The 14,477-nt window shown below is 40.0% G+C and carries 13 protein-coding genes; 1 reads left to right on the plus strand and 12 read right to left on the minus strand.

What is annotated here, in order from left to right:
- Positions 1 to 12: 12 nt before the first annotated feature.
- From proQ to B0169_RS11115, 3 genes are read right to left on the minus strand one after another with little or no spacing between them, the layout of a single operon-like run.
- A complete protein-coding gene (gene proQ, locus B0169_RS11105) occupies positions 13 to 741 on the minus strand; it encodes an RNA chaperone ProQ (RefSeq protein WP_077286038.1) in 729 nt (242 codons plus the stop codon).
- 20 nt (positions 742 to 761) lie between these two features.
- Entirely contained in the window at positions 762 to 1,049 is a 288-nt protein-coding gene (locus tag B0169_RS11110) for a hypothetical protein (protein WP_077286039.1), read from the minus strand.
- On the minus strand, positions 1,049 to 1,525 hold the full coding sequence (locus tag B0169_RS11115; protein ID WP_077286040.1) for a GAF domain-containing protein: 477 nt from the start codon (positions 1,523 to 1,525) through the stop codon (positions 1,049 to 1,051). Before B0169_RS11115 ends, B0169_RS11110 begins: the two co-directional genes overlap by 1 nt.
- A 319-nt stretch (positions 1,526 to 1,844) precedes the next feature.
- Between B0169_RS11115 and B0169_RS11120 the strand changes: the two genes are divergently transcribed.
- The gene (locus B0169_RS11120) at positions 1,845 to 3,284 is read left to right on the plus strand and encodes a M28 family peptidase (protein WP_077286041.1); all 1,440 of its coding nucleotides are present in this window, start codon (positions 1,845 to 1,847) and stop codon (positions 3,282 to 3,284) included.
- Between the two features lie 115 nt (positions 3,285 to 3,399).
- Here B0169_RS11120 and prpF read toward each other — a convergent pair whose 3' ends face one another.
- From prpF to B0169_RS11165, 9 genes are all read right to left on the minus strand, one after another.
- Positions 3,400 to 4,593: a 2-methylaconitate cis-trans isomerase PrpF gene (gene prpF / locus B0169_RS11125; protein WP_077286042.1), complete on the minus strand. Its 1,194-nt coding sequence runs from the start codon at positions 4,591 to 4,593 to the stop codon at positions 3,400 to 3,402.
- Positions 4,594 to 4,843: 250 nt separating this feature from the next.
- Positions 4,844 to 7,462 (minus strand): Fe/S-dependent 2-methylisocitrate dehydratase AcnD, encoded by a 2,619-nt coding sequence (gene acnD / locus B0169_RS11130; RefSeq protein WP_077286043.1) that lies wholly within the window; start codon positions 7,460 to 7,462, stop codon positions 4,844 to 4,846.
- Positions 7,463 to 7,599: 137 nt separating this feature from the next.
- Positions 7,600 to 8,724, minus strand: a complete 1,125-nt coding sequence (gene prpC, locus B0169_RS11135; protein ID WP_077286044.1) for a bifunctional 2-methylcitrate synthase/citrate synthase — start codon at positions 8,722 to 8,724, stop codon at positions 7,600 to 7,602.
- Between the two features lie 94 nt (positions 8,725 to 8,818).
- A complete protein-coding gene (gene prpB, locus B0169_RS11140) occupies positions 8,819 to 9,709 on the minus strand; it encodes a methylisocitrate lyase (RefSeq protein WP_077286045.1) in 891 nt (296 codons plus the stop codon).
- Positions 9,710 to 9,762: 53 nt separating this feature from the next.
- Positions 9,763 to 10,443: a GntR family transcriptional regulator gene (locus B0169_RS11145; protein WP_077286046.1), complete on the minus strand. Its 681-nt coding sequence runs from the start codon at positions 10,441 to 10,443 to the stop codon at positions 9,763 to 9,765.
- A 271-nt stretch (positions 10,444 to 10,714) separates the two neighbouring features.
- Positions 10,715 to 11,944, minus strand: a complete 1,230-nt coding sequence (locus tag B0169_RS11150) for a nucleoside recognition domain-containing protein (protein WP_077286047.1) — start codon at positions 11,942 to 11,944, stop codon at positions 10,715 to 10,717.
- 405 nt (positions 11,945 to 12,349) lie between these two features.
- A complete protein-coding gene (locus tag B0169_RS11155; RefSeq protein WP_077286048.1) occupies positions 12,350 to 13,129 on the minus strand; it encodes a TatD family hydrolase in 780 nt (259 codons plus the stop codon).
- A 60-nt stretch (positions 13,130 to 13,189) separates the two neighbouring features.
- Entirely contained in the window at positions 13,190 to 13,516 is a 327-nt protein-coding gene (locus B0169_RS11160) for a PilZ domain-containing protein (RefSeq protein ID WP_077286049.1), read from the minus strand.
- Positions 13,517 to 13,526: 10 nt separating this feature from the next.
- The gene (locus B0169_RS11165; protein WP_077286050.1) at positions 13,527 to 14,477 is read right to left on the minus strand and encodes a hypothetical protein; all 951 of its coding nucleotides are present in this window, start codon (positions 14,475 to 14,477) and stop codon (positions 13,527 to 13,529) included.

Below are 14,477 nucleotides of genomic sequence, written 5' to 3' on the forward strand. Positions count from 1 at the left end.
CATACTCCAAATTTATTCTGTAAAAATATTTTTAACTTGTGTTTTAACAACCATACCTGAATTCAACTGAACACTAACATCTTTACCAGAAACTTCAGTGATAACAGCATCCATAGACGATTGCCCTAACTGTACCTTGATATTTTTGCCAACAACAACATTACTTGTTTCAACGGGTTTAAGTTTTGCGGCAACTTTAGCTGGTGCACGCTTGCTTGATTTAACCGAATTGAATTTTTCTTTTCGGCTAGTATCAACAGCATCTTTATTAGCTGGCTTAGCTGATTTATTAGCATTACCTTTATAAGGTTTTTTTGCTGCTTTGTCTTTAACGTTTTTGTTACCAAATTTTTCTTGGCTTTCTTTTAACGTTTTACTAGCATAATCAGCTTGCTCTTGATCAATTTCTGCAGAGTCATTACCGTCAATATCTATACGAAAGCTGCCCACTTTAATCGCTTTCAAATAGCGCCAACTACTCGTGTAGTGTCTAAGCGCTTGACGTAAACGTGTTTTGCTTACCGTTTCATCACCCGCTAATTTTTCAGCTAAATCTTGGAAAATACCAATCTTTAGTGGCTTAGCATGGCCTTCAATAGAAAAGCATGCAGGAAATTTTTCGGCCAAATAGGCAATAATTTCTTTGGTGCTGACACGCTTAACTTCAGCTTCAACATTCGATGTTGTTTCTACTGCAGTCTCTGCTACCACTTTTACTTCACTTTCTGTTTTATTTTCCATAAATACAACTTTTAAAAATTCTAATTTTGCTCTGCAAGATATTGTTCACGATTTTCCAACAGGTGTCGGCACCAATCGTAAATATCTTCACTTTCAATTTCAGCTAAGGCATCTTGCCCTATCCACGTATCCCACACCAAAGAAAGCAAGTGCTCTAATACCTCTGGTGCAATATCTTCTTCTGCTAAGTCATAAACGGTATGATAAATCTCATTAATACGCTCAGCAATTATCTCTTCCTGACCATCCCAGTCACCTACTACGGCCTCTGAGACTAAATAATCATGAATAACAATAAATTCTTTCATTAGTTTACCACGCCATGCTTGATCATGACATTTTCAAATAAACTAATTATTTTTTCTAACCCTGTTTGATCATCACTATCAAAGCGGTTAAAGGCCATACTATCAATATCTAATACTGCTATGACCTTACCGTTTAATGTTAACGGTAGTACTATTTCAGAATTAGTACTAGCATCGCAGGCAATATGACCGTCAAACTCATGTACATCTGCAACACGTTGCACGCTATTCTCAATAGCAGCAGTACCACAAACACCACGACCTAAAGGAATACGAATACAAGCAACTTTACCTTGAAATGGACCCAGTACAAGTTCGTCGTTCACCCTACGGTAAAATCCAACCCAATTAACCTCAGTTAATTGCTCAAACAATAAAGCACTAACGTTTGCCATATTAGCAATAACATCAGCTTCCTCATTAATCAATGCTTCAACTTGAATATATAAGTCTCGATAAAAGGTATTTTTAGTCATTAATACACGTGCCTACAATAAAACGCATAACATACCCTGATAGCAGATTAAATTAAAGCGCTATCAGTCGCAATTGGCAATTATCTGCAAATTTATTGCGCTTTAATGGTAAATATTAACCTTAAAGCACCTTTAACACTTTTATTTTCCCTTAAATTTGCAATTAAGCTAACCTTTTAGTGCAACTCACCTTTGCTGCCTTAAACATCCCAAGGTGAGTTGAACTGAAACATTAATAAGATGGATGTACTCGTTAATCTTAACAATTGTGATAATCTTTTAAACTATTATAAGAACAACTGACAGCAGGCCTATGTTCATGTTTATTCCATTTGCTCCCTTAAAGCGACTTTCGCTTACTCCGTCATTTAACCCTACCACTGGTAAGAGTCTCACCTTACTATGGGCATTAAGTACATTGATACCAGCATACGCTGCTAACGTTATTGTGCCCCCTAATGAACAATTAGTATTACGTGAGGTTCAACAGCAAGTTAGCGCGACAAGACTCGAAAAAGATATTACAACCTTAGTTGGATTCGGCACACGACACACCCTGTCAGATACTAAATCTGATACTCAAGGAATAGGCGCGGCTCGACGCTGGATCAAAGCAGAATTTGATAAAATTTCTGCACAATGTGGTGGCTGTTTAGAAGTCATCTATCAACAACAAACATTTTCCGGACAAAAGCGCATTCCTGAGCCAACAGAAGTCGTTAATGTTATTGCTATACAACGTGGTCAACTTGACCCAAATCGCTATATTGTTATGTCGGGTGATATCGACTCACGCGTTTCGGACCCACTTGATTATACCAGCACATCTCCAGGGGCAAATGATAATGCATCGGGTGTTGCAGGCGTTATTGAGACTGCTAGAGTACTGTCACAGCACCAGTTTGCTGGCACGATTGTTTATGCAGCATTATCGGGAGAAGAACAAGGTCTATTTGGCGGAAAAATCATGGCCGGTATTGCTAAAAAAGAAGGATGGCGCGTTGAGGCTGTGATTAATAATGACATGATCGGCAACATTTCTGGCATTAATGGCGTGATCAATAATACGACTGCAAGGGTATTTTCTGAAGGTATAAGATTTGTTGAAACAGCAGAAGAGGCACAAAAGCGTCGTTTTACCGGCGGTGAAGTCGATTCTGCTTCACGAAACGTTGCTCGATATATCGATAAAATTGCTGATCAATATATTCCTAATCTCGACGTAATGATGGTTTATAGGTTAGATAGATTTGGCAGAGGCGGACATCATCGACCCTTTAATGCTGTTGGTTATCCTGCTGTACGTATTATGGAAACTAACGAGCATTACGATCGTCAGCACCAAGACTTACGCACTGAGAATGGCCGAGTATTTGGTGATGTACTATCTGGAGTCGACTTTGATTTTACCGCGAAATTAACTTCATTAAATGCTGTCACCATGGCAGCTATGGCATGGGCGCCACCACCACCAGCAAAGACAGAAATTTCTGGTGCAGTAAAACCATCAACCACCTTAAAGTGGCAACGCCCACAAGGTAAAATGGCCGAGAACTTAGCGGGTTACCGTATTCATTGGCGATTAACCACTGAGCCAACATGGACACATAGTCAATATGTCGGTGACGTTACCGAGTTTGAACTAAAAAACATTGTCATCGACAACTATTTCTTCGGCGTTAGCAGTGTTGCTAAAGATGGCTTTGAAAGTCCAGTAGTTTTCCCTGGGCCTGCGGGATCTTTTGGTCTTTATAAATAACGCTAAACAGTAGCTATTACACTGATTAAAACGCGGTTGGAGATAGAGATCTCCAACCGCGTTTTTACAGAGTATTATAGTTTGGGCTGATATTTTCCTAGCATTTTATAACTTGTTAAAATGAATTCCCAGGTATCCTAACCCAGCCTTCCATTAAAACACGTGCGCTGCGACTCATGCTAACTTTTCTTACCGTCCAGTTACCATCAATGCACTCAGCCTCTGCGCCAACCTTTAATGTACCAGAAGGGTGACCAAAAGTTACTGTACTGCTTTCACCCGAGCCCGCGGCTATATTGACCAAAGTACCGGGTATTGCTGCTGCCGTACCGATCGCTACAGCAGCAGTCCCCATCATTGCATGGTGTAACTTGCCCATAGAAAGCGCACGAACGTGTAAATCAATATCACTTTCAGCAATATCTTTTCCGCTAGAAGTTGTATATGCCTGTGCTGGTGCAACAAATGCGACTTTAGGTGTATGCTGGCGTGATACCGCTTCTGAAATATCATTAATTAAGCCCATTTTGACAGCACCATAGGCGCGTATTTTTTCAAACCTCGCCAAGGCTTGTTCATCACCATTAATCGCTTCTTGTAGCTCAGTGCCCTTGTAGCCGATGTCATCGGCATTTAAGAAAATTGTAGGAATACCTGCGCTGATCATTGTAACGCTAAAAGTGCCTACTTCTGGCACAATCAGCTCATCAATCAAGTTTCCCGTCGGAAACATCGCTTCACTTGGGTCAACGGGCGCAATAAAGTCGACTTGCACCTCAGCGGCGGGAAAAGTGACACCATCAAGCTCAAAGTCACCGGTTTCTTGAACTTGCCGTTGGCTAATAGGCACATGAGCAATAATAGTTTTACTAATATTTTTTTGCCAAATACGTACTTCGCAAATACCATTTTCCGGAATTCTGTCAGCACTCACCAATCCAGAGCTAATTGCAAAAGAGCCAACTGCAGCGGTCAGGTTACCGCAATTGCCACTCCAATCGACAAAAGCTTTATCAATTGCAACTTGGCCAAATAAATAATCAACATCGTGATCTACTTGTGTGGATTTAGCAAGAATAACCGTTTTGCTTGTGCTTGAGGTTGCTCCTCCCATTCCATCGGTTTGTTTACCGTAAGGATCTGGGCTACCAATAACCCGAAGTAGCATATTGTCACGAGCATCACCAGCAATCTGACATTGTGCTGGCAATTCAGTTAAATTAAAAAAAACGCCTTTAGATGTACCACCGCGCATATATGTTGCAGGAATTTTCACTTGAGGTAAGTGTGCTTGAGGAACAATAGACATCATTCACTCCTTAAATTAGTTAGCTGAATAAACAGCAATAAAGCCTGCCGTGGCCAGTTGGGAGTAAATCATCCTTGATTTAGAAGGCAGCAAAATATAGCGCTCTGCTGCCGTTACTTTATAGACATAAAATCTGAGTGTTTTTCATAAGTAGAGCGTTAGCGTTTGTTCAAGGCGAAAGTACAAATCTAGTTACTGATATTAGCATCTAGGTAAACAGTTCCAACGTCGATAAAACGCTAACTAGCAATTATAAATTAGACTCCAAGAAATCATTAGCAAACTTCTGTAATACCCCTCCGGCGCTGTAAACAGAGACCTCTTCGGCGGTATCTAAACGACACTTAACTGGAATAGTAACAACTTCACCGGACTTACGCGTCATGACGACAGACATTGCTGCCCCTGGTGATGTTGTACCTTCAACATCAAAAGTTTCAGTACCGTCAATAGTGTAAGTATGGCGAGTTTCACCTTTAATAAACTCTAGCGGTAAAACGCCCATGCCGACTAAGTTTGTCCGATGGATACGTTCAAACCCTTCAGAAACAATCACTTCGACACCCGCTAAACGAACACCTTTAGCAGCCCAGTCACGTGAAGATCCCTGGCCATAATCAGCACCCGCAATAATAATAAGGGGTTGCTTACGTTCCATATAGGTTTCTATGGCTTCCCACATGCGTGATTGTGTGCCTTCTGGCTCTATACGTGCAAGCGAACCTTGTTTAACTTCACCATTTTCATCGCGACACATTTCATTGAACAATTTCGGGTTAGCAAAGGTTGCGCGTTGCGCGGTTAAGTGATCACCTCGATGCGTTGCATAAGAGTTAAAATCAGCTTCAGGTAAGCCCATTTTATGCAAGTATGCACCGGCAGCACTATTAAGTTGAATCGCATTAGAAGGCGATAAATGATCGGTTGTAATGTTATCACCTAATACCGCTAGAGGACGCATGCCTTTCATGGTTCGAACACCGGCCAATGCACCTTCCCAATAAGGTGGGCGACGGATATAAGTACTGGTTTCATCCCAAGCATATAACGGACTTTCAGCTGGCTCAAAAGCACCTAAATCAAACATTGGCGTATAGATTTTTTTGAATTGCTCAGGCTTAACACAAGTGGCAACAATACGATCAATTTCTTCATCACTTGGCCAAATATCTTTTAAAGTAATGTCATTACCATTTTGATCTTGCCCTAAAATGTCTTTTTCAATATCAAAACGTATTGTACCGGCAATAGCATAAGCGACCACGAGTGGCGGTGAAGCTAAAAATGCCTGCTTAGCGTGCGGATGAATACGTCCATCAAAATTTCGGTTACCTGATAACACGGCTGTTGAGTATAAATCACGATCAATGATTTCTTGCTGAATTTTAGGATCCAAGGCACCAGACATACCATTACACGTCGTACAAGCGTACCCGACGATACCAAAACCTAATTTTTCCATTTCAGGTAACAGCCCTGCTTCTTCTAAATAAAGCTTGGCGACTTTTGAGCCTGGTGCAAATGATGATTTAACCCAAGGTTTGCGTACTAAACCTAACTCATTTGCACGTTTGGCAATGAGTCCTGCCGCAACAACATTACGTGGATTAGAGGTGTTGGTACATGAAGTAATAGCCGCAATAATAACAGCGCCATCAGGCATTTCACCATTCGCTTCTTGTGTCTTACAGGCCGTTAGATTTTTCGCAATATCTTTTGATGCCAGATCAGCTGTCGCTAAACGGCGATGTGGATTAGATGGACCGGCTAAGTTGCGCTCAACAGTTGATAAATCGAACTCAAGTACACGCTGATACTGTGCGTCAACTAAATCGTCCGCCCATAAACCCGTTTGCTTAGCATAAGCTTCAACTAAAGCGACCTGTTCGGGTTCACGTCCGGTGATTTTCAAGTAGTCGATAGTTTGTTGGTCGATATAAAACATGCCTGCCGAAGCACCATATTCTGGTGTCATATTTGAAATAGTTGCGCGGTCACCAATAGTTAAACTCTCAGTGCCTTCGCCAAAGAACTCCAAATAACTTGAAACAACTTTTTCATTACGCAAAAATTCAGTGATCGCTAAAACCATATCAGTGGCTGTGATACCTGGTTTACGTTTACCCGTTAACTTAACGCCAATAATGTTAGGCAAACGCATCATTGATGGACGGCCTAGCATAACGGTTTCAGCTTCTAAACCACCCACACCAATCGCAATAACACCTAAGGCATCAATATGTGGAGTATGGCTATCAGTACCAACACAAGTATCAGGAAATGCTACACCATCACGTGCTTGTATAACCGGCGACATTTTCTCAAGGTTAATTTGATGCATAATGCCGTTACCAGCAGGAATAACATCAACATTTTTAAAAGCTGTCTTAGTCCATTCGATAAAATGAAAACGCTGTTCATTACGACGATCTTCAATCGAACGGTTTTTATCGAATGCTTCTGGATCAAAACCAGGCGCTTCAACCGCTAATGAATGGTCAACAATTAGTTGAGTCGGTACAACTGGATTCACCTTAGCCGGATCACCACCTTGCTCGGCAATCGCATCACGAAGACCCGCTAAATCTACCAAAGCCGTTTGGCCAAGAATGTCATGACAAACCACCCGGGCAGGATACCAAGGAAAATCTAGGTCTTGCTTTGCTTCAATGATTTGTTTGAGAGAGTCTGTCAATGTAGCTGGCTCACAACGACGAACTAATTGTTCAGCAAGTACACGAGACGTATAAGGTAAGGTTTTATAAGCACCGGGCTTAATCGCCTCTACCGCTTCGCGAGTATCAAAAAAATCAATTCCTACACCATTTATTTTATAACCTGGTAAAGGTTTGCGGTAATCATAATTCATAATTTATTCCACTTTCTCTGTTATACGATAAAGGCGAATTTCAATAATTAAATTCGCCTTTATAAACATCATTGATTCTAGACGACAATATTTACCGTTATTTACAAGTATGAAAATAGCGGTAACTGCTCGTCTTTTTATCTTTCTGAGATAGCAACAACCTTACGCGGCTCCGCACCTGTATAGTCAGCTGAAGGACGGATAATACGATTATTTTGTCGTTGTTCCATCACATGTGCTGCCCAACCTGTTAAACGTGAACAAACAAAAATTGGCGTAAACAACTTGGTTGGAATACCCATGTAGTTGTAGGTTGAAGCATGGAAAAAATCAGCATTACAAAACAATTTTTTCGTGTCCCACATAAATTCTTCACAAGCGACAGAAATATCGTATAGAGATGTATCACCATTTTCGATAGCTAACTTTTCAGACCAAGCTTTGATGATGACATTACGTGGATCAGAAGTGCGATAAATTGCGTGTCCAAAGCCCATAATCTTTTCTTTACGTTCAAGCATGCCAGCCATTTGCTCTTTCGCATCTGCAGGTGATTTGAACTTTTCAATCATATCCATCGCAGCTTCATTCGCGCCGCCATGCAGTGGACCACGTAAAGTACCAATAGCCCCGGTAATACAAGAAAACATATCAGATAATGTCGATGCACAAACACGAGCAGTAAATGTTGAAGCGTTAAATTCATGCTCTGCATATAAAATTAATGACACATCCATGACTTTTTGATGTTGAGCTGATGGGCTTATACCATTTAACAAACGCAAAAAGTGTCCACCTAATGATGACTCATCTGAGCTGCAATCAATTTCTATACCTTCGTGTGAAAATTTATACCAGTAACACATGATGGCAGGAAACGCTGCCAATAAACGATTTGCGGCTTGTTGCTGTTCAGAGAAATCTTGTTCAGGCTCTAAGTTTCCTAGAAATGAACAACCGGTACGCATAACATCCATCGGGTGAGTTTCTTTTGGAATAAGTTTGAGCACAGCTTTTAATGCGGGTGGTAAATCGCGTAAAGCAAGTAATTCTGCTTTATATGCCGCTAGCTCTGTTTCATTAGGTAATTCACCATTGAAAAGTAAGTAGGCTACTTCTTCAAAGGTCGCATTGTCAGCTAAGTCAGCAACATCATAACCACAATAAGTTAAGCCTGAGCCTGATTTACCTACTGTACATAGTGCTGTTTCGCCAGCACTTTGACCACGTAAACCTGCGCCTGATAATTTTTTATCTGTCATCATTCTTTCCTCTTACGGTTTAAGCACACAATATGTATTGATTACATTATGAGCGCTTAATATTTATTATTTTTGAATTTATTTTAGCGATTAATTACTTGTTTTTACCTTCAGAAAATAAAGCATCAAGCTTTTGTTCATAATCGTGATAGCCTAAGTAATCATACAAGTCCATACGAGTTTGCATGTTATCTATTTCAGCCTTCTGATCACCGTCTTCTAACAACGTTTTGTACACTGACTCTGCTGCTTTATTCATAGCTCGAAACGCTGATAAAGGGTAAAGCACCATCGCGCATCCCCACTCACCTAGCTGTGCTTTATTCCACAGTTCTGTTTGACCAAATTCAGTGATATTAGCTAACACAGGCACATCAAGTGCTTCTGTGAATGCACGATAATGTGCTTGTGTTTTAACCGCTTCAGCAAAAATGCCATCGGCACCCGCAGCAGCATACGCTTTAGCACGTTCCAAGGCGGCTTCTAAGCCTTCTTGAGCAAAAGCATCAGTTCGCGCCATAATAAAAAAATCTTTATCGGTACGTGCGTCAACCGCAGCTTTGATCCGATCAACCATTTCTTCAGTAGACACTATTTCTTTATTTGGACGATGACCACAGCGTTTTTGTGCAACCTGATCTTCAATATGAACCGCGGCAGCACCGGCTTTTTCCATATCACGAATTGTCTTAGCGATATTGAACGCACCACCCCAACCTGTGTCAATATCAACTAATAAAGGTAAACTTGATGCGCTAGTAATACGCTGAACATCAGCAATAACATCATTAAGTGATGTCATGCCTAAATCAGGTAAACCATAAGAAGCATTTGCAACACCGCCGCCAGATAAGTAGATAGCTTGATGGCCAAGTTGCTCAGCCATCATTGCACAATAGGCGTTAATAGTACCTACCACTTGCAGCGGCTTATTATTTACTAAAGCTTGACGAAATTTAGCGCCTGGAGATAATGAATTAGACATTGCTTTATCCTTTTTTAGTCATTTATACGTTATAAGTCATTTAAAGCTTACTGCTATTGTTGCAGAGCAATTTTATTTTCAATATTCTTTCTAGAGGCGGCAATATGGCGCCTCATTAATATTTCGGCTAGTTCACCATCACGATCGGCAATGGCTTCAATAATCCGTGAATGTTCATCAAACGCTTTCGTTGCTCGCGGGCTATTCATACCAAACTGACAACGATACATACGAACAAGGTGATAAAGTTGGCCGCATAATATATTAATTAGTTGTTGATTATGGCTACCAAGGATCACCTTATAATGAAAATCTAAGTCTCCCTCTTCTTGATAATACGATACTCCATCACGCAATGCTTTTGCGCTAGCGTGTTGTTTGAGCATCGCCTTCATTTCCATAATTTCATCTTCAGTCATATTGCTGGCTGCTTGCCGGCACGCCATGCCCTCTAGCGCTTCACGTACCACATAAATTTCGAGTAATCCAGCAATTGAGCATTCAACAACGCGTGAGCCGACATTCGCTTTACGTTCAATTAAATGACACTTTTCCAAGCGGTTTAATGCTTCACGTAACGTTGAACGGCTTATTTGATAGTTTTTCGCTAACTCTGGCTCGCTAATTTTACTACCAGCTTTGATATTGCCATTAACAATGGCATGAAGTATTTGTTCAAACACTTTATCTGCAGTCGTTACTGCGGCTTGAGTTGTGGGGTTATCTAACGCCATAATTGTCGACACTTTCTATAAAGATGCCCTCATGATAGCGTGATATGTTAATTAGTCAATGATAAAACCGATATATTGTCGACAATACTCATCATACTTTAGTTGTATATTAGAGTAGAAAAGAAGATAAGTAAAACACACCTAAAAGACGATAGCCCTCTAATTACTTGATATTTCAGCTAATTAAAATTTATAACATGTTAAGACGTTCACTCAGATTAAGCAGGAGGTTCATTTTTACAAAAAATAAAAAGTGTCGACAATTTAGCTTTTAGCCAAAAAACCAATAGCAAACGCCAATTGCTGCCGTTATACCAGCGACATCAGCGATTAAACCACACGCTAGCGCGTGACGACTATAGCGAATCCCCACCGAGCCAAAATAAACCGCTAAGACATAAAAAGTAGTTTCTGTAGAGCCTTGCACGATTGAAGCTAAACGGCCAGCGAATGAGTCAGCACCGTGAGTATTCATGGTTTCAATCATCATAGCGCGTGCACCAGAGCCACTTAATGGGTTCATAAATGCCGTTGGTAACGCATCAACAAACCGACTGTCGCCATTAAAAAAAAACACCATTTGTCGAATGCCGTCTACTAAAATATCTAACGCACCACTTGCCCTAAAGACCCCGATTGCGCATAACATGGCTAATAAATAAGGAATTATTTTTATGCTGGTTTCAAAGCCTTGTTTAGCCCCTTCAATAAAACTATCGTAAACATTAACCTTGCGTTTTAGTGCAAGTAAAATAAAGCTAATCAAAGTGCTAAAAATCAGTAAATTGCCCATTAATGACGATTGCTGAGCTAACAGTTCAGCACTGAGTGTGGTGAAGTAAACTGCGATGGCTCCAACCAATGCCATGCCCGTTGCGAGGTAAAGTAAGATCACCTGCTGATAAAGTTTTATTCGTTGTACAAAAGCCACGGCTAATAAACCCGCTAAGGTTGAAGCAAAAGTGGCAAGTAATATCGGAACAAAAACATCAGTAGGGTTCAACGCTCCTTGTTGAGCGCGATAAACAAAAACAGTAACCGGAAACATCGTAACCGAGGAAGTATTTAAAACCAAAAATAGTATTTGTGCATTAGTAGCCGTTTCTTTTTTTGGATTCAGTAGCTGTAGATCTTGCATTGCTTTTAAGCCTAAAGGCGTTGCGGCATTATCCAAACCTAAAAAGTTTGCTGACAAATTCATGGTCATTGAACCTATTGCCGGGTGTCCGCTTGGCACACCGGGCATAAGACGCACAAATAATGGCGAAATAATTTGGGCAAATTTATCTATAATGCCGGCATGCTCAGCTATTTTCATCATACCTAGCCAAAAGCTTAAAATACCAATTAAGCCAATCGCTATTTCAACCGTGATCCGCGACATATCAAAAATAGCTTTAACGATTTCTTCAAAAATTAAAACTTGATCAAAAACCAACCATTGCACAATGGAAGAAATAAACGCAACAAAAAAAAAGCCACTCCAAATACGATTTAACACACTTGTTCTCTTATTATATTTTTACTTGCCTATCATGCTAAATATCATGACATAGAAGGATATTATTACCTAACTTGTACTAAAAACATTGGGCATTAGCAAATAATATTCTCTGATGACTAAAACTAGGGCTTATCAAAAAACCTAACAATAACATCTTATAATTCAATAGAATAAATTAATTTTTGCATTTATAAAACCGTACACTACACTTAATTCTGAAGCTAAGTTATTAGCTTATTGCTCGCTAGCCTCTTCATTGAGGCAGTAAAATTTAGTACTTGTGTTTAATGTTAGACGTTCGATAAATTTGACAGTTTATTAGCGCAGGCTCATCTCCTTTTGAGCCGTTCCCTGAGCCCAAAACTATTCATAGTTTTGGGCTTTTTTTTCATCGCTTAATAATTAAACGTTACGTGTACTAGGAAATAAGCGATGAAAGTTATCACTTGATTGCTGCGCTATTTCAGCAACAGAAGTACCTCGAATACTTGCAAGGTGCTTAGCAACCTCAACGACGTAAGCAGGTTGATTTTGTTTACCTCGATGTGGCACTGGTGCTAAATATGGTGCATCAGTCTCAATCAGAAATCGATCTGCAGGGACTTTTTTTGCCACTTCTCTCAATGCACTGGCGTTTTTAAATGTAACAATCCCTGAAAAAGAAATATAAAAGCCCATTGCAATTGCTTGCTCTGCCATCTCCCAACTTTCAGTAAAGCAATGTAAGATACCGCCAACATTTTCAGCTTTTTCTGCTCTTAAAATAGCTAAAGTATCAGCTTGGGCATCTCGAGTATGAATGATCAACGGTTTATTCAATTGATTAGCAACACGTACATGCTTTCGAAAAGAGTCTAGCTGTACAGTTTTAGTTTCTGGCGCATAAAAATAATCCAATCCAGTTTCACCAATCGCGACTACTCTCGGGTGTTTCGCTAACTGGCTTAGCTGCTCGGGGTCTATTTCATCGTCCTGATTTAATGGATGTGCACCACAAGTTAACCAAACATGATCATATTTTGCCGTTTTTTCTGCCATGGCAGGAAATTCTTCTATCGTGACACTGACACACAGTAAGGTATTAACATTTTCTGCAGACGCAGCATCGATGACATTATCTAAATTATTGTCAAAATCTTCGAGTTTCAGGCGATCTAAATGACAATGAGAATCTATAAACACAGGGGGTACTCCGCACGAATGTGCTCGTTTTATTATTAATGAATTTATTTTACGCTAATCTTACATTGATAAGGTTGGCTCTGAAGAGTTAAGCAAACGCCCTATCAATTTGTCAATTTGATTACGGACGTTATCTGGATCTTCAACAAAACTGACACCGATACCTGCCGGTGTTCCATTTTGCGCGCCAATAGGGGTTATCCAAGTAACCTTACCTTTAATCTCTGAGGGCTCTAAAGAGTCTGGCAAAGTAACCGTTAAATTAATATCTGTTGCTAGCTCAAATTGCTCGGTCGTACGAATAAATAAGCCACCGTGCTTCATAAATGGCATATATGACTGATATAAATCACGATCCGAAATAAATTCAAGTGTAATATTTTCCAAAATTATCCCTCTAGTTTTGGTCGCTATTTCGTATAGCAAAGCTAATATCTGCTAAGAGTTTTTCACTTAAAAACTGTCGATTTACTTGTACTAATGTTTTCAGTTTAGTGTTCGCCGTTTGAGCTAAATTATAGATATGACATAACTGCTGCTTATCAGGTATCTTGACTAGTGTATTATCTGACCTTGCAGTTTGCCAACCTGACTGCTCACGCATCAAGCCAACCACTATTTTTTCTAACCAACGATAACCATCACTGTGTTGAGCTAAGGCCACAAGCACTTCATTACGATTTCGATGTAACGTTAAATACTGGATAAAGTGCGTACGAAATTCATTATAGGCATGTGCTGCATCACTATCACTTAATTCATTAAGATGACTCAGGTTAACAAATACATCATCGCCCTGCTGATGAAATTCAGCAAGCAACTTTTCACCTACTGGCGGACGTACTTCAATACGCTGACAGCGGCTTATAATAGTGGGTAATAGAAGATCACTGCGATCGGTTGTTAAAATGATAAAACTATTTGATGTTGGCTCTTCTAATGTTTTTAATAAGGCATTAGCTGCTGAAATAGTCATATGATCTGCATGATTAACTAACGCTGTTTTCGCTTGGCCTATGTGTGCAGTTTTCTCAAAAAATTGACTTAGTTTACGTATTACATCAACACCGATAGTGCTTTTATCACTAATAATACTCAAGTGATCAGGATAACTCGAGTTCAAAAATAGTTTACACGTTTTACACTGACCACAAGGCTGAATAACAACTTGCTCTTGGCCAACATTTTCTTGATGTAGCGCTTGACACAACAGAACATTAATAAGCCAATCTGCAAGCTTTTCTTGTCCAGCATTAGGCACCCCTGCAAATAATAAGGCATGAGGCAGCTTACTTGCCAAAATTTGCCTAGACAATTGCTGTTGAATATTAAGCAACCAAGTATTCAT

The organism is Cognaticolwellia aestuarii, from assembly GCF_002000025.1.
Classification (GTDB): domain Bacteria; phylum Pseudomonadota; class Gammaproteobacteria; order Enterobacterales; family Alteromonadaceae; genus Cognaticolwellia; species Cognaticolwellia aestuarii.

What these genes read in the sequence shown, in the direction of transcription:
- proQ (WP_077286038.1), bottom strand. Translation starts at nt 741, where the DNA reads ATGGAAAATAAAACAGAAAGTGAAGTAAAAGTGGTAGCAGAGACTGCA.
- B0169_RS11110 (WP_077286039.1), bottom strand. Translation starts at nt 1,049, where the DNA reads ATGAAAGAATTTATTGTTATTCATGATTATTTAGTCTCAGAGGCCGTA.
- B0169_RS11115 (WP_077286040.1), bottom strand. Translation starts at nt 1,525, where the DNA reads ATGACTAAAAATACCTTTTATCGAGACTTATATATTCAAGTTGAAGCA.
- B0169_RS11120 (WP_077286041.1), top strand. Translation starts at nt 1,845, where the DNA reads ATGTTTATTCCATTTGCTCCCTTAAAGCGACTTTCGCTTACTCCGTCA.
- prpF (WP_077286042.1), bottom strand. Translation starts at nt 4,593, where the DNA reads ATGTCTATTGTTCCTCAAGCACACTTACCTCAAGTGAAAATTCCTGCA.
- acnD (WP_077286043.1), bottom strand. Translation starts at nt 7,462, where the DNA reads ATGAATTATGATTACCGCAAACCTTTACCAGGTTATAAAATAAATGGT.
- prpC (WP_077286044.1), bottom strand. Translation starts at nt 8,724, where the DNA reads ATGACAGATAAAAAATTATCAGGCGCAGGTTTACGTGGTCAAAGTGCT.
- prpB (WP_077286045.1), bottom strand. Translation starts at nt 9,709, where the DNA reads ATGTCTAATTCATTATCTCCAGGCGCTAAATTTCGTCAAGCTTTAGTA.
- B0169_RS11145 (WP_077286046.1), bottom strand. Translation starts at nt 10,443, where the DNA reads ATGGCGTTAGATAACCCCACAACTCAAGCCGCAGTAACGACTGCAGAT.
- B0169_RS11165 (WP_077286050.1), bottom strand. Translation starts at nt 14,477, where the DNA reads ATGAATACTTGGTTGCTTAATATTCAACAGCAATTGTCTAGGCAAATT.